This is a genomic window from Shouchella oshimensis (assembly GCF_002019765.1).
GTDB lineage: Bacteria > Bacillota > Bacilli > Bacillales > Bacillaceae_D > Shouchella > Shouchella oshimensis.
This window is the reverse complement of the sequence record NZ_KV917380.1, coordinates 1,921,900-1,946,161: the sequence shown is the minus strand read 5'-3', so window position 1 is coordinate 1,946,161 and position 24,262 is coordinate 1,921,900. Positions and strand designations below refer to the sequence as shown.

General features: G+C 39.2%; 26 protein-coding genes. 7 read left to right on the top strand and 19 right to left on the bottom strand.

The window, feature by feature from the left end; all coding sequences use genetic code 11:
• Positions 1-23: 23 nt before the first annotated feature.
• From BK583_RS09820 to BK583_RS09780, 9 genes are all read right to left on the bottom strand, one after another.
• Entirely contained in the window at positions 24-1,799 is a 1,776-nt protein-coding gene (locus BK583_RS09820) for an ATP-binding protein (RefSeq protein WP_055737629.1), read from the bottom strand.
• Positions 1,799-2,515, bottom strand: coding sequence for a response regulator transcription factor (locus tag BK583_RS09815; RefSeq protein ID WP_038480367.1), 717 nt, complete (start codon positions 2,513-2,515; stop codon positions 1,799-1,801). The genes BK583_RS09820 and BK583_RS09815 overlap by 1 nt, the downstream gene beginning before the upstream one ends.
• 178 nt (positions 2,516-2,693) lie before the next feature.
• On the bottom strand, positions 2,694-3,884 hold the full coding sequence (ccsB, locus tag BK583_RS09810; protein WP_038480370.1) for a c-type cytochrome biogenesis protein CcsB: 1,191 nt from the start codon (positions 3,882-3,884) through the stop codon (positions 2,694-2,696).
• Positions 3,877-5,535 (bottom strand): cytochrome c biogenesis protein ResB, encoded by a 1,659-nt coding sequence (gene resB, locus BK583_RS09805; protein ID WP_055737628.1) that lies wholly within the window; start codon positions 5,533-5,535, stop codon positions 3,877-3,879. Before resB ends, ccsB begins: the two co-directional genes overlap by 8 nt.
• A 15-nt stretch (positions 5,536-5,550) precedes the next feature.
• Positions 5,551-6,078, bottom strand: coding sequence for a thiol-disulfide oxidoreductase ResA (resA, locus tag BK583_RS09800; protein ID WP_236702484.1), 528 nt, complete (start codon positions 6,076-6,078; stop codon positions 5,551-5,553).
• Positions 6,079-6,158: 80 nt separating this feature from the next.
• The gene (locus tag BK583_RS09795; RefSeq protein ID WP_055737626.1) at positions 6,159-6,887 is read right to left on the bottom strand and encodes a pseudouridine synthase; all 729 of its coding nucleotides are present in this window, start codon (positions 6,885-6,887) and stop codon (positions 6,159-6,161) included.
• A gap of 141 nt (positions 6,888-7,028) precedes the next feature.
• A complete protein-coding gene (locus tag BK583_RS09790; protein WP_055737625.1) occupies positions 7,029-7,562 on the bottom strand; it encodes a spore maturation protein in 534 nt (177 codons plus the stop codon).
• Positions 7,563-8,135, bottom strand: a complete 573-nt coding sequence (locus BK583_RS09785) for a nucleoside recognition domain-containing protein (protein ID WP_371836671.1) — start codon at positions 8,133-8,135, stop codon at positions 7,563-7,565. It lies immediately after the preceding gene.
• Positions 8,136-8,155: 20 nt separating this feature from the next.
• Positions 8,156-9,301, bottom strand: coding sequence for a D-alanyl-D-alanine carboxypeptidase family protein (locus BK583_RS09780; protein WP_055737623.1), 1,146 nt, complete (start codon positions 9,299-9,301; stop codon positions 8,156-8,158).
• A 708-nt stretch (positions 9,302-10,009) separates the two neighbouring features.
• Here BK583_RS09780 and BK583_RS09775 point away from each other — a divergent pair.
• Positions 10,010-10,294 (top strand): hypothetical protein, encoded by a 285-nt coding sequence (locus tag BK583_RS09775; RefSeq protein WP_055737622.1) that lies wholly within the window; start codon positions 10,010-10,012, stop codon positions 10,292-10,294.
• A 265-nt stretch (positions 10,295-10,559) separates the two neighbouring features.
• A complete protein-coding gene (locus BK583_RS20695) occupies positions 10,560-10,730 on the top strand; it encodes a hypothetical protein (RefSeq protein WP_160319326.1) in 171 nt (56 codons plus the stop codon).
• A gap of 1,161 nt (positions 10,731-11,891) precedes the next feature.
• Here BK583_RS20695 and spoVAE read toward each other — a convergent pair.
• From spoVAE to BK583_RS09750, 4 genes are read right to left on the bottom strand one after another with little or no spacing between them, the layout of a single operon-like run.
• Entirely contained in the window at positions 11,892-12,242 is a 351-nt protein-coding gene (gene spoVAE / locus BK583_RS09765; RefSeq protein WP_038480388.1) for a stage V sporulation protein AE, read from the bottom strand.
• Positions 12,239-13,258: a stage V sporulation protein AD gene (gene spoVAD, locus BK583_RS09760; RefSeq protein WP_038480391.1), complete on the bottom strand. Its 1,020-nt coding sequence runs from the start codon at positions 13,256-13,258 to the stop codon at positions 12,239-12,241. The genes spoVAE and spoVAD overlap by 4 nt, the downstream gene beginning before the upstream one ends.
• Positions 13,258-13,728: a stage V sporulation protein AC gene (gene spoVAC / locus BK583_RS09755; protein WP_038480393.1), complete on the bottom strand. Its 471-nt coding sequence runs from the start codon at positions 13,726-13,728 to the stop codon at positions 13,258-13,260. Before spoVAC ends, spoVAD begins: the two co-directional genes overlap by 1 nt.
• A 12-nt stretch (positions 13,729-13,740) precedes the next feature.
• Positions 13,741-14,169, bottom strand: a complete 429-nt coding sequence (locus tag BK583_RS09750) for a YhcN/YlaJ family sporulation lipoprotein (RefSeq protein ID WP_051667529.1) — start codon at positions 14,167-14,169, stop codon at positions 13,741-13,743.
• Positions 14,170-14,327: 158 nt separating this feature from the next.
• Between BK583_RS09750 and BK583_RS09745 the strand changes: the two genes are divergently transcribed.
• From BK583_RS09745 to cls, 4 genes are all read left to right on the top strand, one after another.
• A complete protein-coding gene (locus BK583_RS09745) occupies positions 14,328-15,011 on the top strand; it encodes a DUF421 domain-containing protein (protein ID WP_038480395.1) in 684 nt (227 codons plus the stop codon).
• A gap of 122 nt (positions 15,012-15,133) precedes the next feature.
• Positions 15,134-15,463, top strand: coding sequence for a phasin family protein (locus tag BK583_RS09740; protein ID WP_236702483.1), 330 nt, complete (start codon positions 15,134-15,136; stop codon positions 15,461-15,463).
• Positions 15,464-15,485: 22 nt separating this feature from the next.
• On the top strand, positions 15,486-17,147 hold the full coding sequence (locus BK583_RS09735; protein WP_055737620.1) for an ABC1 kinase family protein: 1,662 nt from the start codon (positions 15,486-15,488) through the stop codon (positions 17,145-17,147).
• A 29-nt stretch (positions 17,148-17,176) separates the two neighbouring features.
• Entirely contained in the window at positions 17,177-18,637 is a 1,461-nt protein-coding gene (cls, locus tag BK583_RS09730) for a cardiolipin synthase (protein ID WP_095150343.1), read from the top strand.
• A 98-nt stretch (positions 18,638-18,735) separates the two neighbouring features.
• Here the strand turns inward: cls and BK583_RS09725 are convergent, their stop codons facing one another.
• From BK583_RS09725 to BK583_RS09715, 3 genes are all read right to left on the bottom strand, one after another.
• On the bottom strand, positions 18,736-19,596 hold the full coding sequence (locus BK583_RS09725) for a superoxide dismutase (protein ID WP_055737619.1): 861 nt from the start codon (positions 19,594-19,596) through the stop codon (positions 18,736-18,738).
• Between the two features lie 119 nt (positions 19,597-19,715).
• The gene (gene scpB, locus BK583_RS09720) at positions 19,716-20,300 is read right to left on the bottom strand and encodes an SMC-Scp complex subunit ScpB (RefSeq protein WP_055737618.1); all 585 of its coding nucleotides are present in this window, start codon (positions 20,298-20,300) and stop codon (positions 19,716-19,718) included.
• The gene (locus tag BK583_RS09715; protein WP_038480407.1) at positions 20,290-21,051 is read right to left on the bottom strand and encodes a segregation/condensation protein A; all 762 of its coding nucleotides are present in this window, start codon (positions 21,049-21,051) and stop codon (positions 20,290-20,292) included. Before BK583_RS09715 ends, scpB begins: the two co-directional genes overlap by 11 nt.
• Positions 21,052-21,141: 90 nt before the next feature.
• Here BK583_RS09715 and BK583_RS09710 point away from each other — a divergent pair, with 90 nt between their 5' ends.
• The gene (locus tag BK583_RS09710) at positions 21,142-21,618 is read left to right on the top strand and encodes a DUF309 domain-containing protein (protein ID WP_051667530.1); all 477 of its coding nucleotides are present in this window, start codon (positions 21,142-21,144) and stop codon (positions 21,616-21,618) included.
• Between the two features lie 17 nt (positions 21,619-21,635).
• Here BK583_RS09710 and BK583_RS09705 read toward each other — a convergent pair whose 3' ends face one another.
• The 3 genes from BK583_RS09705 to BK583_RS09695 form a co-directional block, all read right to left on the bottom strand.
• Positions 21,636-22,430, bottom strand: coding sequence for a formate/nitrite transporter family protein (locus tag BK583_RS09705; protein ID WP_055737617.1), 795 nt, complete (start codon positions 22,428-22,430; stop codon positions 21,636-21,638).
• A gap of 147 nt (positions 22,431-22,577) precedes the next feature.
• On the bottom strand, positions 22,578-23,048 hold the full coding sequence (ribH, locus tag BK583_RS09700) for a 6,7-dimethyl-8-ribityllumazine synthase (protein WP_055737616.1): 471 nt from the start codon (positions 23,046-23,048) through the stop codon (positions 22,578-22,580).
• 13 nt (positions 23,049-23,061) lie between these two features.
• Positions 23,062-24,255: a bifunctional 3,4-dihydroxy-2-butanone-4-phosphate synthase/GTP cyclohydrolase II gene (locus BK583_RS09695; protein WP_038480415.1), complete on the bottom strand. Its 1,194-nt coding sequence runs from the start codon at positions 24,253-24,255 to the stop codon at positions 23,062-23,064.
• Positions 24,256-24,262: the final 7 nt, after the last annotated feature.

Below are 24,262 nucleotides of genomic sequence, written 5' to 3'. Positions count from 1 at the left end.
TTATGAAACAAAAAAGATCGTCTTTATTCGCCATCTCTATTCATTTTTCGAGGAATCGTGAACCGAAAGACTGTACCATCCCCTACTTTACTTTGGACTGATATCGTACCGCCGTGGGCTTCAACAATGTTTTTTGCTATTGCTAAACCTAGTCCAGTACCACCGCGCTGTCTAGTCCGTGCCTTGTCCGCTTTATAAAACCGTTCAAATACGTAAGGTAAATCTTCTTCAGGAATCCCAGAACCTGAGTCATGTACAGAGAAAATGTTCGCTTTTTCATCTCGTTCATAGCTAAGGTGCACATAGCCGCCTTTCTCAGTATGACGAATGGCATTATGAATGAGGTTCGTTAATACTTGCTCTATGCGATCCGGATCAAATAAAGCGGTTGTATCTTTTTGCTCATACAATAGCTGGATATCAATTTCTTCAGATTTTACGTAACTAGAAAACTTACGGACGATTCGCTCTAAGTAATCCTGGAGCCCCATTTCCTCCATATTTAACTCAATATACCCTGCTTCCATTCGAGCTAAATCTAGTAATTCATTGACTAGCCGCCCCATTCGTAACGACTCATCGTAAATAATTTGTGCTACTTCTTTTTGTTCCTTTTCCGTAGATGTGACGCCATCGACGATTGCTTCACTATACCCCTGTAGCATAGAAATAGGCGTACGTAATTCGTGTGAAACATTCGCGATAAAATCTTTACGTAACTTATCGTGTCGACGCTCTTCTGTCACGTCTCGCACAACAGCTACAGCACCACGGATATATTGACCTTCGTATAATGGCGCCATTAAAATAGCCATGCTTCTTCCTTGAACTGTTTTTTCAAGCAGTTCTTCATGCTCTTGTTCAACAACACGTTCAAAAAGAGGTCTCAATTGTGTTGGTACTTTTACTTTTGACCCTACGTCCGCCTCGCCTTCCTCATACAGCATCATTTGGATGACATGATCAGCTTGCGGGTTGGTAATTCGAATTAAACCGTGTTTATCAAATGTTATGACACCATCAGCCATACTTAATAAAATTCTCGATAACTGTTCCTTTTCCTGATTTAGCTCAGAAATGTTGCGATTCAATTCTCTACGCATCCGATTAAAGGCAATAGCAAGCTGACCAATTTCGTCTTGAGTCAAAATCGGTACTTTAGTATGAAACTTCCCTTGAGCTACTTCTAACGCAGCTTGCCTCATAATTCGAATCGGAGCCGTGATACGCGAGGATAAGAAAAAGGCAAAAATCGTTGTTAAAATAAGCGCGATACCTGCGGACAAATAAATGAGTCTACGCGTTTCAGATGCCGCTTCTTCAATAGCCGATAAAGGCTGATAGAGAAAAATCATGGCGTCTAGTTCATCTGTTTGCACAGGTGCTCCTAAAATAATCATTTCTGTTTTGTCATCTTCGCCTCCAGCAAGTGAGTAACTTTCGGTTTCAATCACACGTTCATCGAAAGAAGACCATCCTTCAATTAATTCAGAAGCAATCATTTCGCCTTCGCGACCTGCAGCTGTACTCCATACTCCTGTTTGGCTATCTACAAGCAATAGATGAACCGAAAACTCCTGACTAATCGTTTCTAAATACTCATACGAACCATCAAGACCATCGTGACTTTCTAGCGTTGAAATCGCCATATTTGCATAGCTATTAAGCCTTGTTTCAGCCTCTTCAATTGTACTAGTTTCCGTAAAGCGAAGCATCATCACCATTAAAACCGTTAACACGACCGTAACAAGTAAAAGAATGGTCAACCAAAGCTTCCCTACTACACTTTGCCAGAGCATTAGCCGCTAACTGCCTCAAATTTATAACCGACACCCCAAACCGTTGATATAATGGCTGAAACTTCTGGTGACACTCGATTCAATTTCTCTCGTAAGCGTTTAATGTGGGTATCCACTGTTCGCAAATCGCCAAAAAACTCATAGTTCCAGACGTCCTTTAATAGCTGTTCTCTTGAGAAAACCTTGTCTGGCGATTGAGCTAAATAATAGAGCAGCTCATATTCTTTTGGTGTTAAATTAATTTCTTGTTGGTTTACACTTACACGATGGGCATCGTTATCAATTGATAACGGACCAAAAACAAGCAAATCTTTTGTTTGCGTATCTGTTTGAACAAATTGAGTTGCAGAAGCTCGTCTTAGCATTGCTTTTACTCGCAACACAACTTCCCGTGGGCTAAACGGTTTAACGATATAATCATCTGCACCAACTTCAAATCCTTGTACCCGATTTGCTTCTTCTCCCTTTGCTGTTAGCATCATAACCGGAGTAGATTTTGATAGTCGTAGCTGTTGGCACATTTCGATTCCATCCATACCAGGCATCATTACATCAAGTAAAATTAAATCATAGTCCACTTCAAGTGCTTTAGCGAGAGCCTCTTCACCGTTTGTTGCTTCATCTATTTGATAGTCTTCTCTTTCTAGATACATTTTTAACAATCGTCGAATACGATCTTCATCATCTACAACTAAAATACTTGGTTGATAATCCATTATAGACCTCCTCTATACCTATCTTTATTCATTATGAACATGCTGGAGCTGTTTTAGTATACGATCCTCTTTAGTCTACCATGGTTGAAAAACAAATCGCCAATCTTGAAGCGCAATTTTCCACAAAAAAAAGAATTGCTACAAATCATTTGTAACAATTCCGTCATCATTCGTTTCCTTACGAAGCGTAGGAATGTAACCCAGCAATAACTAAGTTAACAAAAACGAGGTTGAACATAATAATAGCGAATCCAATAACGCATAGCCAAGCGGATTTTTCTCCGTGCCAGCCTTTGTTTAAGCGTAAGTGAAGATAGGCGGCATAGAACAAAAACGTAATTAATGCCCATACTTCTTTTGGATCCCAACCCCAAAAACGTGACCATGCAATTTGTGCCCAGATCATAGCAAAGATTAATCCTCCGAGAGCGAAGACAGGGAATCCAATTGCAATAGCGCGATAGCTAAATTCATCTAATGTTAAAGGATTTGTTACTTTTAATAGCGGTTGTATGGCTAAACTAATCCGTTTACGAATAAGAAGACGAATCACCCAGTACAGAACGGCACCAATGGCAAACGCCCAAATTAATGTGTTAAAATCACTTGCTTCAATATTGCCCGGTACAGCAAAGAATGGATCCATTCCATTTTCTGTCTGACTTTCCCATTGATTTGGTCCTACAATCGGTGGTACTTCATATACCATCGTTGCCTCTTGTTCATTTTCATCTATATAGCTAAACGTTACTTCATAATCTGCTGCCGCAAAGCCGTGGGCAACAAGAGAATGAGCAACTACACATAGTAGCCCGTACATCATAAGCTCAATAATACGTGGCTTCCAACTTTTTTGCTTTAAATCAAGGGTGCGAATTAAATAGGCTAATCCCGCTGCAAAACCAATTGCAAGCAAGCCTTGTCCAATTGCGGTTGTAATAATATGTAACTTTAACATGAGTGGCATTTGCAGTGATGGCACAAGTGGTGCAACAGCTGTTGAGAAGGTTGACGCATACACAATGAGAAGCATCACTGTTGGCATCGTAAACAACCCTACCACATCGGCACGAGCTGGATAAATAAAATAAATAATACAAAACGCAAGGGAAATGGCAATAGCTAGCGCTGTCATGTATTCGAACATATTGCTCACAGGTGCATGACCAGAAACCGACCATCTAGCAAAAAAGTAGCCAAGGGAAAGCGCTAAACCAAGTAAAGAAAACACCAAACCCCATTTGCTTGCTTTTGTTTGCTTCTGCTCTTGTTCTTTACGTTGTTTTGCTAATGATAAGGCAAATAAAACCGTTGCCGTTAAAAAAGCAAAAAAAGCAAATAGCAATAAATTAAAACTTAGATTAAGCATGTTTATCTCCTTTTTGCCCCGAAACGTCCGCTGAACCATCTGATTCCTTTTGTTCTTCTTGATCCATCGGAGTTAACAAGTTCGTATCTTCAAGACTTTCACTTAGTTCTTTTTGAAAAGAAAGCCAGTTACGATTCGTATGACCTGCAATCCATACTTTTCCATCTGTTTGCTGAATCCAAACACGTCGATGTGCCCAATAGGAGCCTTGAACAAGACCAATAATAAAAATGCTACCACCTGCAATTAATAGAGGTAATGTTTGATCTTTTCGTACCGTTAAAATACTAACATTCGCTAATTCCACATCAACAAATGTCATTTTGTACTCGTTTTCCTGCAATGGCTCTAAGTTTTGCTGAATTCCAACAACACTTGTCTCTCCTTCAGGCGTGTCTGGTGTTATCATTTCAAATATGAAATACGGATTATCCGGAATATTGTTACGGGTTGACGGCTCATTATTTGAGTTCATATAAAAATTAGGGAAATAGTTTACTAGCCGTACTTCATAGCCGTCGCCTAAATCATAGGTTCCTTCTGGATTAATAAGGTTAATCGTTAACTCGCCAAACGTTTCATTTGTTTCTTTTTGTTCCAATGTAAACGTCATTTCATGCAGTTCATTTTCACGATAGTCGGTTTGATAAAGAGAAAAGGAATCAAACTTTAGCGGATCGTTTACAAAGATGTTTTTTTCATCTACTTTTTCAATTGAATCATCCCCAAGAATTCCCGATCTCTTGTATAACACTGCGTCGGTCATAAATGATTCTGTGACAAGTCCATTACTGTTGGCGAATGCATCTTGGAAACGATCATCTTCAGGGTCATAATAGTCAATTGAAAAGCCACGGTTTTCCACGAGATACTCCGACGCCTCCGGAACAGGCGCACGCTCTCCTTCACGAATCCACATCGTCGTATCCACATACATACCTGGTAAATAGCGCATTAAGCAACCAGCTAAAAATAAAATTAAGCCTACATGATTGACATAAGGGCCCCAACGAGCGAACCGATTTTTCTCAGCTAATAAATTGCCATTTTCTTCGCGTATAGTATAACGCTTCTTCTTTAACGCTACAGTCACTTTTTCTAAATCGTCTGAGGTTGATGCTGACGCTTTTGTTGCAGCAAACAGACGTTGACGTGTCATAAAATGAGCGTGACGTGTTACTCGCTGAGCTTTTAATGCTTTGTATAACGGAATGCCCCGGTCAAAACTAGCCACAACAATGGAAACCGCTAAAGCAACGATTAAAGCTATGTACCACCAAGAACTGTAAAGTTCGTTTAATCCTAGATTATAATAAAGTAAACCAATCGATCCATATTCTCGCTCATAAAAGGTCGCAGCATCTTCTATACCAGGACGGAGATTTTCCTGAGGAAACAACGTCCCTACTGCTGAAGCTACAAGTAGAATGATAATAATCCATATACCGACTTTTACTGATGAAAAAAAAGCCCAAATCTGATCCAGTATCGTTCGTCTTTGTTTTTTAGAACGGATGGCTGCCCCTTCATAGCGCATGTTAACACCTTCGGATTTGGCCTCGTCTGTTAGAGGTTTTCCGCAAGCTGCACACATGTCTGTTCCTTCTTTATGAATATGACCGCATTCACACGTTTTAAGTTTGTCTTTCATTTTTTCACCCCCGTCTTACCCCTCGGGTACTACCTTTTCAAAAAACTCCCTTACCATTACCTCTGTCATTTCACCTTGATAATAGTGTTGAACTTCACCATGTTCATCAATGACCAGTGTTGCTGGCAAAGGTCGAATACCATAAGCTCTTGTAACCTCTTGTCTTCTGTCAATAGCAATGGGAAACGATAACTTATGGCGAGATACAAATGTATCGACTGTTAACTCAGACTCGTCCACATTGATGGCAATCATTTCAACGTCACCTTTATAGTCTTTATATACATTTTCAATATGAGGCATTTCTCGTTCACATGGTTCACAATAAGTGGCCCAAAAATTAACAAAGACCCCTTTTCCTTCTTGCTGTGCCATTTCAAAGCGATTATCGTCTAAATCCCGCAAAGCAAAGTTTTCAGCTTGATCTCCTGCGCGAACGACCCCATCGTTTGATTGAGAATTGGCATAAAACGTATAGCCAACTGCACCCGCAATGATTAGTAAAATCATTAGTCGAGTGATTGAACGCTTTTTTTTACTCAACGGATGCGCCCCCCTTTCCATTTGTGAACGTTTTCGTACAGTTCTATTATAACGTGGGACAGAAATGAATTAACATTTTTTTATGACGGTTTCGTGACAGCCATTTCTTTTAATTGTTTGACTTCCATTGGTTTAATGACGCGATAGTCACCTGAATTTAAGTTACCTAATGTTAAAAAACCAAACCGTTCTCGCTTTAACTTTTCTACTTGGTAACCGAGGGCTTCCATCATTCTACGAACTTGTCGATTCTTTCCTTCATGAATAATGATACGGATAATCGCGGTGTTTTTTTTGCGATCACTTGATAGCATTTTGACTTTTGCAGGAGCTGTTACCCCGTCTTCTAACTTTATGCCAGTTTCAAGCTGTTTTAACTCTTTTCGATCAGGTATGCCCTTAACTTTCACAACATATTCTTTTTCAATTTTAAATTTTGGGTGCATTAATAAATTGGCAAATTCGCCGTCATTTGTTAATAACAATAACCCTGATGTGTCATAATCCAAACGACCAACAGGGTAGATACGCTGGGATACATCAATTAAATCCGTTACCTTTTTTCGTCCTTTCTCATCGTTTGATGTGGAGATAACACCAGTGGGTTTATAAAGTAAATAATAAACAGGCTCTTCTTTGTCCAAGGGAACACCGTCTACTTCAACTCGATCTTTATTTGGATTTACTTTCACACCTAATTCTGTCACCTTTTTGCCGTTCACTTGTACACGACCAGCCGTAATATACTCTTCTGCTTTTCGTCTTGATGCCACGCCTGCTTGAGCGATAACTTTCTGTAATCGTTCCATCTTTCTCACCTCTTGCATCATCATAACGACTTTTCTTTACTGTTACAAGTAGCTCGTAAAAGAATACGCCTTCAAAAAACAAAAAACGCGTTAGATAGAAGCCTCCTTGCAAGCTTCCTTCAAACGCGTTTCATCTAAATATTACGATCCAAAAATAAGGCTGACAATAAAAATAGCGGCAATAATGCCTACTAAATCTGCAAGTAAACCTACTTTTAACGCATCACCCATCTTTTTAATCCCTACTGCTCCAAAATAGACCGTGAGAATATAAAAAGTCGTATCTGTACTTCCTTGTAAGGTCGCTGCTAGTCGCCCAATGTAAGAGTCAGGTCCATGTACAGCGGTTAAGTCCGTCATTAACCCAAGTGCACCTGTACCAGAAATGGGTCTTAACAACGCTAAAGGAACAATATCAGCAGGAACGCCAAACCAAGACAGGAATGGCGCCATCCCTGAAACGAGGGCTTCCATTGCGCCTGAAGCACGAAATACGTAAATAGCAACGAGCATACCCACTAGGTAAGGAATAATGGAAACAGACATTCCAAAGCCTTCTTTTGCACCTGAAACAAACGTCTCGTATGTAGGAACTCTTCGAAGTGTAGCAATAAGAATAACCGCACCGATAAGTACAGGGATCATCCAAACCGATAGCGCCGTTAACCATTCCATTTAAGAGGACCGCCCCTTTCGGCTACGTAAGTAATAGAAGAAACGATCGATACAAATTGCACCAATCATAGCGCACCCTGAAGCAAAGATGGTTGTACTAACGATATCCGTAGGCGCTTCAGATTCATACGACATCCGAATGGAGATGACGGTCGTAGGAACAAGAGTTAAACATGCCGTATTAAGAGCCAAGAGCGTAATCATTGAACGACTCGCTTCGTCCTTCCCTCCGTTCAATCGTTTCAATTCTTCCATCGCTTTTATCCCCATCGGTGTAGCTGCATTCCCTAATCCAAATACATTAGCAGTTAAATTGGACAAAATGTAGCCCATTGCTGGATGATCCTTTGGTACTTCTGGAAAGACTCTTCGGGCAAGCGGATGGACGAGTTTGGCTAATTGCTTTAAAATACCTGCTGTTTCGGCTACTTTCATTAATCCTAGCCAGAAAGTTAGGACGCTTATTAATCCGATACAAATCGCAACCGCTTCTTTTGCACCTGTAAAAACCCCTTCGGTTACTTCGCTCATCGTTCCATTTATCGCTGCATACACTAAGCCAATGAGTAACATTCCTGCCCAAATATAGTTAATCACGTAGAACCAGCTCCAATAACAACCGTAAACAGTTGTCGAATGGTTTGCCAAAACGAACGCTTTTCTTCTTTCTCCCCTTCTTCATAATAAAGAGGGGTACTTTCTAGTTCTTCTCCATTCGCCACAAACTTCATTTTCCCTACAGGATGTTGAAGTTCTTCATTTGTAAACCCTTCTTTAGGAGGAGCTTTTAGTTCAAGTTTAGGCTTTATCGTCGTTTTTTCATTTTCACTTAACGGGTAAACCAGTGGATGTTTTACAGTGAGATGATCTTCATAAAATGCATCTGCCCTTACATTAAGCGGCCCAGCTTCGATTAAAGTGTGTAGCTTAAATTGCGTAAAACCCCAGTTAAATAAGTTCATGTGATCGTCCCAATCGTTTGGATCGTTGAGAGTAACCGTAATTAAGTTCAGTCCGTCTTTACTGGCTGTAGAAACAAGAGTACGTTTTGCAAGCTTCGTATAACCTGTTTTTCCTCCTGTAGAATAATCATATTTCTCTGTTAACAATCGATTCTTATTATGAAATACACGTACATGTTCACCTTGAGAGCGGTATTTTTTTGTAGATGAAATCGTTTGAAACGTTTCATTTGTCATTGCATACTGGGTTAATATGGCCATATCATATGCGCTAGACAAATGGTCGTCGTGCGTATCTAATCCATGGGGATTACGAAATAACGTATTAGACATGCCAATTTCTTTTGCTTTTTCATTCATTAAATAAACAAATCCATCTACACTGCCACCAACGTGCTCAGCAATCGCAATTGCTGCATCATTTCCACTTCTCATCATTAACCCGTAAACTAAATCCTCTAGCTTCATTTTTTCTCCTGAAACTAAATAGAGAGAAGATCCTTCTGTCCCTTCTGCATGCTTTGAAACAAGAACAGTCTCATCTAATTTGCCTGATTCAATCGCCAAAATCGCCGTCATGATTTTTGTGATACTAGCTATTTTTAATGACTGGTGTTCATTTTTACCATAAAGGACACGTCCTGACTCTTGCTCCATTAAGATTGCAGCCTGTCCAGATATAGGAAATGACACTTGCTCTTTTCCATACATACTGTCTATCGGTAAGTAAAGTAAAAAGCACCAAATAAGTAAACATACCGTTCCTTTTTTTATCATGAGTCCGCTCAACTCCCGCACAGTTTATATAGAAATTTATGCGGCCAAGCCTTATTTATGACTAGCATCTTTCTACTTATGTTCACCACAATAAGTGTTGTAAGAACAAGCCACAATCTTACATATTTCAAACCGGACTTGCGTCCTCTAAGTCCTATATTATAGTCAAACGAAAAAAAGGCATGACCCTGCTACGAATCTGTTCAAAACTGGATTCAAATTTCAAGAAATAGCTTACTTTTCTGCGAGTACTGTATACATACTTTGAGGTCGTTGTCCGGTCAAAAATCATCCTAAACCACTAGGTCACTTTTAAATCGTTTATCAAATAAAGGAAGAAGTAACAAAAATGTACATTCAACCTGATTTAGCAAAGTTCTTTATGAAGATTTTTGTTCGTTGTATGAGTTTTGTAGTCGTTTTCGGTCTAGGTTTCGCTTTTTGTTTGTTAATCATCATCTAATCAGATAGACCGTGTAATTTTTTACACGGTTTATTCAATCAACCTTCGATGCGAAGGAGCAAAACCAGACGATGTTCGTTAAGCATCTCTTTATATTATTAAGCGCTTTAATAAGTTTAAACATTCTGAATGTCGAAATATATCTATTCCTATTTTTTACTCCCTTTGCTATTGTTAATAAGCCGAAATTTGGCAATAAAACTTAATATAGGGAGTTATTATCTTCAATAAAAAAGACGAAATTATTGCTTTCGGTTTTATCGCTTTCTCTCGTTTTTAGTTCCATTTCACCTCACCTTGCATCTGCACAAGAAAAAGCGGCTGTAAACAATGATTCAGAGGAACAACCTTTTGAATTGGAAGAAGAAGGCTTAGAAGAAGTGGAACTACAAGAACCGAAAGAAGATGGGGTTTATGACCCAGTTGTTTTTGAATCTGAAGGTACAACATACGAAATGATTACACAAGAAACAGATACACACGTTATTAATCGCATTCCCACAGATCAAGGTTATCAAGAATTTGTTTGAGAAAAAAATTCAACGCATATATCTGTAACAAGTGATCATTTAACCAAACAAGAAATTACTAAATTAGAGGGCAGTAAATGAACTCGGAAAACAAATTCATGATAATTTTGTAACCAGTGATGTATATGTCCCACCAGCCATATATAGTAAAAGTGGGGCGGCTCCTGAAGTAGGAATTCAAGCGCAGACGGGTAGATGGGTTTGGAGCGGTTGGCAAAATATAACCGTAACTGTTAACGGAAAAGTTACATTACAAGCAGTAGCTGTGGCAATAACTTCATTTATTCCAAAAGCAGGTCCATTAGCCGCAGGATTTGCTACTGTTTGGATTCAATATAATATAAAGGTAGGGTATTTTAAACGCTCAATCGGTACACGTGCCGACACAGACGCAAGATACCGATGGCAGCAAGCAAATGAAAATCAATTTTTATAAAGACTCTGCCCGTAAAAATCTTCTATCAGCAAGACAAACAAAAGCAGAGAGACTGTACAATCACTGGTATAAAGCTGAGGGAATCAATTGACAAAACAACAACATAGAAAAATGCACCTTATCGGTTACTTAATCTTTCTGGTCTTATTAGCTATCTGTTATTTCGCTGTAGAACCTGAAAACTTCTTCGTATTATCGTTAATTTTGATTGGCGGTCTTGCGATTGTTGTCATTTCGTGTATCGAGCAACGGCATGTTCACCACAACACACTCTCTTTTTTAGATTTCTAAATTTTTTTAAACAATATAGTTTTTAAAACTAAATTAAATAGATTATTGATTTTGTCTGCTATATAATGAAGGAAACTGTACTATAAAAAGTCATGTCAAGGAGGGCAATAGTATTGGAAGAAACTTTTTCAGTTTTGACTATTTTTCTTATGTTTATAAGTCCATTCATCTATATGTATTTAGGAAAAAAAATATTAGCTCTAATAAATGGTGCCGTACTTATTGGTTTTCTATTCTCATGGTACAGTGTGATGGGCAATATAGGAAGAAGTGCAACACTTAACTGGGAAACAATAGTATGGATGGCATTAATCTATATCCTAAGTATTTTTCTTATCATATCTATTTCCTTACTAGTAAACAGATGGTTCTCTCTTTCAAAAAGCTTTTCAGTCCCATCTATCACTGCAATATTATTAATTCTTGTCGTAATCTTTTCTTTTAACTTAGACATCTACGAGTTGATTTTCGCGACAGTCATTTATTTAGTACCGACATATGTTATCTTTAGTCTACTAGTGGGACTCTTTAAATACGAATATTCAAGCAGAGAAGACCTTTAATTAGGTCTTCTCTTTGTTTTTAATTCTTAACACCACTAACGGCATGTGTTAAATATGCCGTATCAACAATCTGCCATGGTGGAAGACTTACTTTAGTTAAAGGATGTCCTCCTAAATTTCTATTAGCTCCATAATAATAAGCTTGCCATACAGTTTTTGTACAGTATTGTTTTGTTCTCGCTCCATGTAGTCCTGTGGCTAAAGTATAAGTTGCCGAACTTACATAGTTATTGTACATAGTACGTGCTTGTTTACCTGCATCTAGTCCAAACAGTTAACCCATTTGAACTAGCCTATGTCTATTTTTTCATCCTTTTGGTTTAAAAATTAGAGCAGCAATAAAACCGAAAATGATGGCCGCCGAAATACCGGCACTCGTTATTTCAAAAATACCTGTGATAATACCAATTAAACCAACTTGATTCGCCTCTTCCATTGCACCTTGAACAAGGGAATTACCAAAACTTGTGATCGGCACAGTTGCTCCTGCTCCTGCAAAATCAACTAACGGTTCATATAGACCAAAACCTGCTAGAACAGCTCCACTAACAACTAAAGTGGACATAGTATGAGCTGGCGTTAATTTGACGACATCCATTAACAACTGACCAATGACACAAATAACTCCTCCAACAAGAAACGCCCACAAAAAAATCATAATGCGCCTCCTTTTGGTGATTCAATAACAACAGCATGAGCAATACATGGAATGGTTTCTTTTTGCTGGAACGATAGTGGTGATAAAAGTGCGCCGGTAGCAACGACGAGCAAGCGGCGGATCTCTCCTGACTTCACTTTATTTAGTAAATGTCCATACGTCACAACTGCAGAACAACCTGGCCCACTTGCCCCGGCTAATACAGGCTGATCCTCTTTGTAGAGCATTAACCCACAATCTTGAAAGCGATCGTGCCCTAATTCATAGCCTTTTTGTTTGAGCAAGTCCCGGCAAATCGGCAGTCCGATTTGACCTAAATCACCTGTGACAATAAGATCATAATCATCTGGACCCCGGTGGAACTCTTTGAAATGAGTCTCAATCGTGTCGGCTGCTGCGGGCGCCATTGCTCCACCCATATTAAATGGATCAGAGATACCCATATCAATCACTTTTCCCATCGTCGCCCCAGTCACTCGTGGACCATCACCTGTTTTAGCCACAAGCGCTGCACCTGCAGCCGTTGCTGTCCATTGAGCTGTTGGTGGTTTTTGACCCCCGTATTCAGTTGGGTAACGAAATTGTTTTTCCGTTGCTGCATTATGGCTCGATGCGACACTTACGACATGATGAGCACCACTTCCATTAATTAGAAATGAGCCTAGCGCAAGCCCTTCCATCGAGGTGGAACAAGCTCCAAACATACCTAAATAAGGAATGGCTAATGATCGACCTGCAAAGCTAGACGGGGTTAATTGATTCACTAAATCCCCGGCTAATAGAAAATTTACATCTTCTTTTTTAACAGATGCTTTCTTTAATGCTGTTGTAACAGCGCCTTCTACAAGAATCGTCTGCGCTTTTTCAAATGATTTTTCGCCAATCCACAGTTCATCATGTACCAAATCAAATGCCTCTGGAATAGCGCCGTTCCCCTCGAATGGACCACCAACCGTTCCAGTAGAAATAATGACAGGCTGGTTATCAAATCGCCAACTTTGTTTTCCAACTAACATTAGATCACCCCCGCATTAATAAGAAGGGTTTTTATTAATGAAATAACGAATGCAGCTACCGTTCCAAAAACAATAACGGAACCAGCTAACTTAAACATGTTGCCACCAACGCCGAGAACATAACCTTCTGTTCGATGCTCAATGGCTGCGGACGCAACCGAATTGGCAAACCCTGTAACAGGCACAGCGGTTCCAGCACCTGCAACTTGGGCAATACGATCGTAAAATCCAAGACCGGTAATCAAAGTCGCAATAAAAATTAATGTGGCAACAGTCGGATTACTAGCGCTTTTCTCTGTAAAATCAAAGAATGTGTAATAAAATACTTGTAAACACTGCCCAATGACACAAACGGCACCGCCAACGAAAAATGCGATGATACAGTTCTTTAATACGGGCCTTTTTTTCTCGTATTTTTTTGCTACCTTTTGATACTGTTCTTGCTCTGGTGATTGCTTTTTCTTAGCCACTCATTTCCCTCCTTACTCTTTTAAATGTTCTTCAATCCGTTTTAACTGTTTTTTTACTTCTGATTTCGCTAAATGATCGGTTTTAATCGCTTCCTCTGCTTTAGCTAATTCCTTATAAATTTTTTTATCTGTTGAAATATGGATAGTCGCATTCGGATAGAGTGCTTTAACAGAATCAAATGCTTTTTTACGTACTTTTTTCAAATGGAAACGATCCTTCTGTTTTATGTGAAGTGCCATAATCATATCTTCTTCGTGTTGAATGCCTCGCACACTTACAACTTCGTCCATTTTCAGCAATTCTTCCTTTACACGATCAGATTCTGCTTGTTCTTTACCAGCAGAAGACTGCAGCATAAATGCTTTCCCTTGCTCATCTTCATAAGCTGTACAAGCTGTAAGTAGCGTAATAAGTATAATGGCTAGTGTTTTTTTAAACATGTCATCACCTCCAAGTATTCAAGCTTTTCGCTTATTAGGGTGTATCAGTTGCATTTATTTACACATGAAATTATTGACAATTGTTTCATGGAATAGCAGCCAGACTAGGTAAGACACTAACAGTAGAAAGGATGTTACTAACATAGGGTGAGAGCATCATGCAAAGCTATATATCATTAACAACCGAACTGATTGTAGGTTTTTTCGCACTATTAGTGTTATCTAAAGTTCTCGGTAAAAATCAAATTACTCAGCTAACACCGTTTGATTTCATTTCCGCACTGGTCATTGGCGAGCTATTAGGAAACGCCATTTATGATGACGACATCCACCTTGTCTATGTGCTTTACGCGATTTTTATTTGGGGTTCCCTCATCTATTCCATTGAAATGATTACGCAAAAGTTTCGATTTACAAGAGGTCTGCTTGAGGGGTCTCCTTCCATTATTATCGCAAAGGGTCGTATTCAATTTGATGAGCTACGCAAAAACAAATTAGATTTAAATCAGCTTCAACACTTATTAAGAGAGAAGGGCGTTTTTTCAATTCGAGAAGTTCAATATGGGATCTTAGAAACAAATGGAACGGTCAATATCCAGCTTAAACATGCCTTCCGTTCACCATCTAACCAAGAGATGGCGATTAAGGGTGTTGATCAAAGCTTACCTATTCCTCTCATTATGGACGGTGAAATTATTTATGAAGGGCTTAAAAAAATCAAAAAAAACGAAAGCTGGCTACATGAGCAAATTCAAAAGAGAGGCTTTCCTTCTCATAAAACAATCTTTTATGCAGAGTGGCTAGACGATCACTCCATTTACATGCAGAACTATACACCATAAATTCAGCTGAAACTTTTGATTGAAAAAGTCGTATTAAGGGTAGTAACGAGAATATAATTGTGTTCATCTCCTTTCTTTGTATACAATAGAAATAAGATGACAGAAATAAGGAGGAAACAACGATGGCAATGAGAGATGTATTAAATAATGTTTATTCTTTAGGGGTTGGAGCGGCATCTGCTAGTAAAGAGCAAATCGAAAGAACGGTAAACGAACTTGTTCAACGAGGAGAGGTAAAACGTTCAGAATCGAATCAGCTTGTTGACGACTTAATGGAAAAAGGTAGAAAAGCGCAAAAAGAAGTGGAATCAATGATTACTGAGCGGGTAAAACAGTACCTAGTTTCCATGGATATTCCTACTCAAGCAGAGGTGGATGCACTGAAAGCGAGAGTCGCTATTCTTGAGAAGACCCTGGACAAACAAAATCAAGTGCACTCAAATGATGATTAAATAGCAAGAGAGGACCGTACCAATGCTAAAAAAAAGAATGCGGTATCTATCAAGGTATCAAGATATTATTACAGCTCTTTATCACTATGGCTTTGGTCAAATTGTCCGGGATATGGGTTTGCTTGAAAGACGTAAACCGAAACGTTCAAAGAAAAAGAAAGACACTGACCTCTCTGTAGCGAAGCGAATTCGTTTATTGTTAGAGGAGCTCGGTCCAACTTTTATCAAGCTTGGTCAACTCGCAAGTACACGTGCTGACCTTTTCCCTCAGCACGTGTTAAATGAATTAGAAGCATTACAAGATAATGTGCCGAGTTTTCCTTATGAAGACGCAAAAGAGATTCTTGAGCAAGAGTTGGACACTCCCATTGAACAATTATTTCGCTCTTTTAACAAAGAGCCTTTAGCAGCAGCGTCTATTGGGCAAGTACATGAAGCGGAGCTGCCAACAGGAGAAAGCGTCGTTGTCAAAATTCGTCGCCCTCATATACAACGTATTATTGAAACAGACTTGGCTATTTTAGAAGACTTGCTTCTACTAGCTGAGGAACGGGTTACGTGGGTAAAAAAATTCCGTCTCATTGACTTGTTTCACGAATTTGCTAATGCGTTAAAAGAGGAGATTAATTATAAAAACGAAGCGCAAAATGCTGAGCGTTTAAAACGTCAATCTAAAAATCAACCAACCATGTACTTTCCTGTCATTTATTCGGCTTATTCATCTATGAAAGTGCTCACTATGTCAAAGGTTGAAGGAACGAAAATTACTGAAGCTACATATGAAAAAGGCTATGACCAAGAACTTGTTGCTGAGCGATTTGCCACTGGTATGTTTGAACAAATTTTCGCTCATGGATTCTTTCACGGTGACCCTCATCCAGGTAATATCTTTGTCACTAAAAACAATGATATTATCTTAATTGATTTTGGTATGGTCGGTCGATTATCAGATGACATGCGTCATAGCCTTGCGCTACTCGTTCAAGGATTAAAGAGTAGACATACAGATCGAGTGATGAAAGCATTATTTGCAATGGATATTGTTCATGAAGGAGTCGATCAAGCGCGCCTCCATGACGACTTAGATTATCTTCGCTTAAAGTACTATGATGTACCGATGGCGGAGATCTCTATCGGAGAAGCTGTTCAAGATTTATTCGCCGTCGCTAACCAGCATGATTGTTTAATTCCTCCAGACTTGACGATGCTAGGAAAAGCGCTATTGGCAGTCGAATCAATTGTTTCCCATATTGCTCCCTCCATTGCGATTATCGATATTGTGGAACCTTTCGGGAGAATGTTAATTAAGGAGCGTTACGATCCGAGACGATTTGCACGTAAAATGCAAAAAGAGTCACAGGAGAGCTTTGAAACCATTCGCCTTCTTCCAAAAGACTTAAGTCAGACATTAAAAGAAATTCGAGACGGGAAGTTAAAAGTTTCCATCTCAATCGGGGAAATAAAAGATTTAATAAAAAAAGTTGACCGCATCAGCAACAAGCTTGCTTTTTCGGTTGTATTATTGTCTTTTAGTATTATTATGACCGGGGTTATTATTGGAGGATCATTAACAGCTGAACCAACTATATTGTTACAAATTCCTGCAATTGAAGTTGGTTTAACGATTACATCACTTATGTTCCTTTGGATTATTTGGGCCATCTTTCGATCTGGTCGTTTTTAGATACAAAGAGAAAGTAGAAGGTTGATACTATGGTTATTGAATTTGCAATGCCAACTTATTTATTTGCAGCACTGCTTGTTGTCAATATTTTATTTGCGGTCATTCTTATCTTTATTGAACGAAAAGATGCACAAGCAACGTGGGCTTGGCTACTTATTTTGTTTTTTATTCCTCTTGTTGGCTTCATCATTTATATTTTACTCGGTCAAACGTTGACAAGAAGAAAGATTTTTCAATGGGAAGGGATTAAAAAAGTCGGTCTCGATCACCTTATTGAACAACAAAAAAAAGACGTACTTGATGCCAATTTTCGTTTTAAAAGTAATACAGTGGATGAAAACCGTGACCTCATCTATATGCATTTAATGAACAATGATGCTATTTTAACAAAAGAAAATCACATCGACATTTTCACTGATGGAGAAAAAAAGTTCAATCAACTGCTTACGGATATACGTAACGCAAAAACGTTTATTCACATTCAATATTATATTTTTCGGTACGATGGCATCGGTAAAGAGATTATTGATGCCCTTACAGAGAAAGCGAAAGAAGGCGTAAGAGTAAGGCTTTTGTATGACGATCTAGGATCTCGATCCATGCGAAAAAAATACTTAAAAGCGTTTCGTGAAGCGGGTGGAGAAGTTGGGGTATTCTTTCCTTCAAGATTTACTATCGTAAACTTACGATTAAATTTTCGGAACCACCGCAAGCTTGTGAACATTGATGGTGTATGTGGTTATGTAGGTGGGTTTAATGTCGGTGACGAATATTTAGGGAAGAAGAAAAAATTTGGCTACTGGCGTGATACCCACTTAAGAATTGAAGGGCCTGCACTTGCAGCGATTCAAACAAGATTTATATTAGATTGGAATCAGGCAGCAAAGGAATATCATATTTCCTATCACAGTCGCTATTTTCCTGATATCCCTCCGAATGGTCAATCAGCGATGCAAATTGTATCAAGTGGACCTGATTCTGAGTTTGAACAAATTAAAAATGGTTACTTAAAAATGATTATGGATGCTAAGAAATCGATCATTATTCAAACACCATACTTTATTCCTGATAAGACGCTACTTGATGCCCTTCAAGTGGCAGCCCAAACTGGAATTGAAGTCAAAATTATGATCCCGAACAAACCGGATCATATGTTTGTTTATTGGGCAACAACATCACACATTGGTGAAATGTTAAAAGTCGGTGCTAAAATTTATATTTATGAAAATGGTTTTATTCATAACAAGGTGCTTGTTGTAGACGAACGGGTTAGTTCTGTTGGAACCGCGAATATTGATCAACGTAGTTTCAAACTAAATTTCGAAGTAAACGCCTTTATATATGATTCTTCTATCGCTAGACAGCTCATCCGTGATTTCGCTGAAGATGTAAATGTGTCCACACTTGTTACAACAGAACTCTATGAAGCTCGAGGGAAACGTGTGCGGTTTAAGGAATCGATCTCTCGTCTGCTTTCGCCCATTTTATAGGTAAAGCCCCTGTAAACTCGCTTGGATATGTTAACTAAAGCAAATCGGCTCTCCAACGTCACTATTGAGACGTTGGAGAGCTTCTTCTGAAGCTAACCTTATGCTTTTTTCCACTTCAGTTCCTTTGCTTTTCTAAACCTCTCCTCAACAGCTTTCCAATTAACGACCTTCCACCAATCACTTATATACGCTTCTCGTTTATTTTGGTGCTTTAAGTAGTAAGCATGTTCCCAAACGTCGAGCACAAGAAGTGGAATTTGATCTTGTTGAGATAATTGCTGGTGCTTTTCAGCCTGTAAAATCTCTAGCTGTTGGCCACGAGGTGCCCATACTAGCATGGCCCAGCCGCTCCCCTCGACTTTAGCCGCAGCAGCTGTAAAGTGTTTTTGCATCTTCTCAAATGATCCAAATGAAGCCTCTATCGCCTCTAATAGTGTTCCAGCTGGCTTTCCACCACCATTCGGTGCCATCACTTCCCAAAATAATGTATGCAAGTAATGCCCTGCACCATGAAAAGCAAGCTCTCTCTCCCAATGTTTAACTAACTCGTATTGATCGGTGTCTCTCGCTTTGACTAGTTCCAATTCAGCTTTATTTAAGCCATCTACATAGCTTTTATGATGAATTTGATGATGCAGACGCATTGTTTCCTCATCAATATAGGGCTCTAATCCATTATAAGGGTACGGCAATGGTGGTAATACATGATTTCCTGAGCGATGACGAAGCGTCACAGGGCGTTGTTCATTCATCTCTTGCCAGACTTCATATACAACAGCAGCCGCTTGATCGACAGATGGGTCATTTCCTACTATGGCTTCGTGTAGCTGTGCTCTCGCATGATAAAACTGCTCAAGCAATTCCCTATTCGTTCGATTCACTAACTCCTGCTGTTGCTCTCCCCAAAGATGGTCTAAATGGTCACACCACTGTCGGACAGCTTGTAAATGTGTATCCACACGTCTTCACCTACCTTTTCACTAAAACGATATGCGCAATAGCTCGTTCCTGTGATCATTGCCTATCCTTTTATAAAAAAAGATGAGTCCCTTCTAAAGAGACTCATCCTGACTATCGTTTATTCATCTTCTAAATGATGGAGCTGTTCAAAGAAGAGATCGGTATCTTCTTCTACACGATCACTTGTCAAATCTAGTTCTGCTAGACTAGGTAAATCTTCTAATGATTCTAAATTAAAATGATCAAGAAAATAACGTGTTGTCCCAAAAAGAATTGCTCGTCCTGTACCGGATACACGACCTTGTTCTTCGATTAATAATTTTGACAGAAGGGATTGAATCGCTTTATCCGATTTAACGCCTCGAATGTCATCGATCTCAATTCTCGTAATGGGTTGCTTGTATGCGATAATCGCCAACGTTTCGAGGGCAGCGCGTGATAATCCCCCTTGAATAGGTGAGGCTGCTAACTTTTTATACAAATCAGCATGCTCCACTTTTGTAGTCAAACGGTAACGATTTCCAAGTCTTGCCAAACGAATACCGCGGTTTGTTTGGTTCATATCTTGCTTAAGTTGCTCTAAACAAGCAAGAATATCTTCTTCTTCTGATTCTATAAGGCTTTTTAATTCTGCTAAAGAAATTCCTTCGTCTCCAACAACAAACAAAAGACCTTCGACTTTTGCCAATAATTCAGCGTTCATGCTTGTCTCCGTCCCGTAAAAAAATCGTAATTTCATCAAAGCTTTGATCTTGAACACAATAGATGGTAGATGTTTTAATTAACTCTAGTATAGCTAAAAACGACACAATTGTTGATGAGCGATCATCCTGTTCAACTAAATCTGAAAAACGTGTCGGACCAGACATCTCATCTAGTTTATCCAGTAACTCAACAATACGCTGTTCAACAGACTGCTCTTCTGTATGTACCACTTTCGTTTTAGGACGATTCCACGCATTTCGTTGAAGCATCTTTTGAAATGCTCCAAGCATATCAACAAGAGTAACATGCTGAATTTGCAGCTGTCTCTCTTCTTCGTCTGTTAGAAAGTGATCTAATTCTTCTGGTTTTCTCGTATGTAAAGAATGGCGTACTTCTTCTTGATCTTTTAAATGTTTCGCTGCTTCTTTATATGTCTTATATTCAATAAGCTGTTCAACAAGCTCGTCTCTAGGATCCTCTTCTACCCATTGCTCGCTTTCATCAAATAGCTCTTCTGGCTTTGGAAGTAGCATTTGACTTTTGATTTGTAACAACGTCGCCGCCATTACGAGATATTCACTAGCAATGTCTAACTCAAGCTCTTGCATCGTGTGAATAAACTCTAAATACTGATCTGTAATGGTTGCGACTGGGATATCGTAAATATCCACCTCAGCCTGTGAGATTAGATGCAACAATAGATCGAGGGGGCCTTCAAATAATGGCGTCTTTACGTTATAAATCGTCATGTCTATTCTCACCAATCATTTTATGTTAAGTATACCATAATCAATTTTTTGTACCTTTTCAAGAATAAACTCGAAAGGAGTCGAATGTTCGTGTATCCACCTCATTATATAGCATTTCTTACCTATTTTCATGTTGAACGTGACTATTTTGAATGTCATGAAGTCTTAGAGTTAGAATGGAAAAAACAAGCCGATCCAGATCGTTTATCTCCATGGGTGATCCTCATACAAATTGCAGTCGGCCTTTATCATGAAAGACGCGGAAACGAAAAAGGAGCAAGAATTCTCTATAGTCGAGTTGAAAACCGCTTAAGGGAGCGCTGTTTTCACCTTGAAGACTTAGGTATAAATGAGAAGCAAGTACAGCAAGACATGCACGAACGCTCTCATTCAGTTGGTCAAGCAACGTTTACTGATTATGACTTACCACTTTGTGATCCTTTCTTAATAGCCATCATCCAGCAAGCAAAACGTTCTAAACAAACCTCTGTCCTTACATACGAACAACTCGTTCATAAACACCGTTATCATCATAACAAAAAGGAAAAAAGGAAGAAACCAAACTAGGTTCTCTTCCTAACTTTTCATTTTATGTCACTAGTGGGCTCACTTTTTTTAGAAATATAAAAATAAACCATCCCTACAAAGACACTACCACCAACGATGTTTCCTAACGTCACAGGAATAAGATTAGCAACATAGCCTGATAGAGAAATCGCCTCAACACCAGGGTTGTGTAGGAGCGCTAAGTGAAATAAGCCCATGTTGGCGACACTATGTTCATAACCAGATGCAAAAAATGCAAAAATAATCATAAACACAACAAACAACTTCGCCATCTCGTTCTTTAAACGCATTGGTGTCCAAATCGCTAAACAAACGAGCCAGTTACAAAAAATGCCTCTAAAAAACAATTCAAGCGAATCGGTCGTCATTTTTTTCTCAGTTACATATAGTAAGTAATGCCCTTCTGTCATTCCCGAAAAAATACCGGTCATATAGACAAGCCAGGCTATAAACAATGCCCCAACAAGATTGCCGCCATACGTCCATAGCCAATTCCACAACGTATCTTTTAACGTTGTCTTCTTTTGAAGCGTTGATACGGTGTAATAAAGAATGCTGCCTGTGAATAAATCAGAGCCTGCGTAAATAACGAGCAACAGCGCAATTCCAAAAGCAAACCCCATTACAAGGGGTGTTAATGCAGGAAGAATTTGAACAATCGGGTCTCCAATAATATAGACTAAAACAACTGCTACTGTAACATAGCCTCCTGCCAGCATGGCCGATAAGAAAAAAGCTAGTTTACTATGTGCCAGCAACGCTTTTTTCTTTATAGCTAATGTGATAAGTTCATTTAATGTTTCTTTGTAAATCGTTCTCCCCTACTTTCTCTTAGTTGACCATTTTTTATTGTAGCGTAGGATTATCCTTAATGAGAACGAGAATATGACAATTTTCGCAATCCATTTAATGGAAAATACTCTTTCCAGATTACCTGCAAAGAGTATAGATGAAATCATTTATTTTGAAAATTGCTTTGCTAAATTTACCATCTCAATTGCCACAGTCGCTGCTTCCCAACCTTTGTTCCCTGCCTTCGTGCCTGCTCGTTCTACTGCTTGCTCAATGGAATCCGTAGTCAAAACGCCGAAAATAACCGGGATACCACTCGTCATATTTAACTGAGCGACCCCTTTTGACACTTCTCCACATACATAGTCAAAATGAGGGGTTGAGCCTCGAATAACCGTTCCGAGTGTGACAATTGCATCATACTTTCCTGAATCCGCCATTTGTTTCGCGGCAAATGGAATTTCGAATGCACCTGGAACCCAAGCAACATCAACGTCACTTTCTTGAGCGCCGTGTCGAATAAATGCATCTTGCGCACCACTTAATAATTTACTTGTAATAAATTCATTAAAACGTCCTACTACAATTCCAATCTTTAAATCTGTTGCCACTAAATGACCTTCAAATACTTTTCCCATTTGTTTACTCCTCCTATAAATGAAGCATATGCCCTAATTTGTCTTTTTTCGTCTTTAAATAGCGTTCATTTTCAGCAAAGCCTGCCAGTTGAAGTGGTACTCGCTCTACAATTGTTAGATCGTAGCCTTGCAAGCCTGCAATTTTCCGCGGATTATTCGTCAGTAACTTTAATTGTGTCACACCTAAATCCTTTAAGATTTGCGCTCCAACACCATAATCCCTTAAGTCTGCTGGGAATCCTAGTTTTTCATTTGCTTCAACGGTATCAAACCCTTTTTCTTGGAGTTCGTAAGCTTTGAGCTTGTTAATAAGTCCAATACCTCGCCCTTCTTGTCTCATGTACAAAAGAATGCCTTTCCCAGCCTCTTCGATTTGTTTAAGAGCTGCGTGAAGCTGTGGCCCACAGTCACAACGCTTTGAACCAAAGACATCCCCTGTTAAACATTCTGAATGGACACGTACTAACACAGGTTCTTCGTTCGTTATATCGCCTTTAACTAGCGCAATGCTTTCTTTGTTATCTAACGTGTTTGTATAAGCAACTGCTCGAAACGTTCCAAATTCAGTTGGTAAGGAAAGATCTGCTTCACGTTTAATAACAGACTCTTGTTTACGACGATACGCAATTAAATCTTTGATCGTTACAAGTGGAAGCTTGTGTTTTCGAGCAATCTCTTTAAGCTGGGGGACACGTGCCATCGTGCCATCATCATTCATAATTTCACAAATGACTCCAACTGGCTCAGCACCGCTAATTCTAGCAAAGTCAACTGCCGCTTCCGTGTGTCCTGCTCGTCTTAAAACACCTCCGTCTTTTGCAACAAGTGGAAAGATATGGCCAGGGCGTTTAAAATGAGCTGCAGTAGCCTCTCGATTGACAAGAGCTTGTACTGTATACGCACGCTCTTGTGCAGAAATGCCCGTTGTTGTTGCAACATGATCAACACTGACAGTAAAAGCAGTCCCATGAGAATCGGTATTTTGGCTGACCATCTGTTCTAGCTGCAGTCGCTGTGCTTTTTCTTGAGAGATTGGTGTGCAAATGAGCCCGCGCCCATAGGTTGCCATAAAATTAATGGTTTCTGAAGTGGTATGCTCCCCAAGAGCGACAAAATCACCTTCATTTTCACGATCCTCATCATCACAGACGATAATAATTCCGCCAGCTTTTAACGTCTCAATGGCTTCCTCTATTGTATGAAACATAAGCACT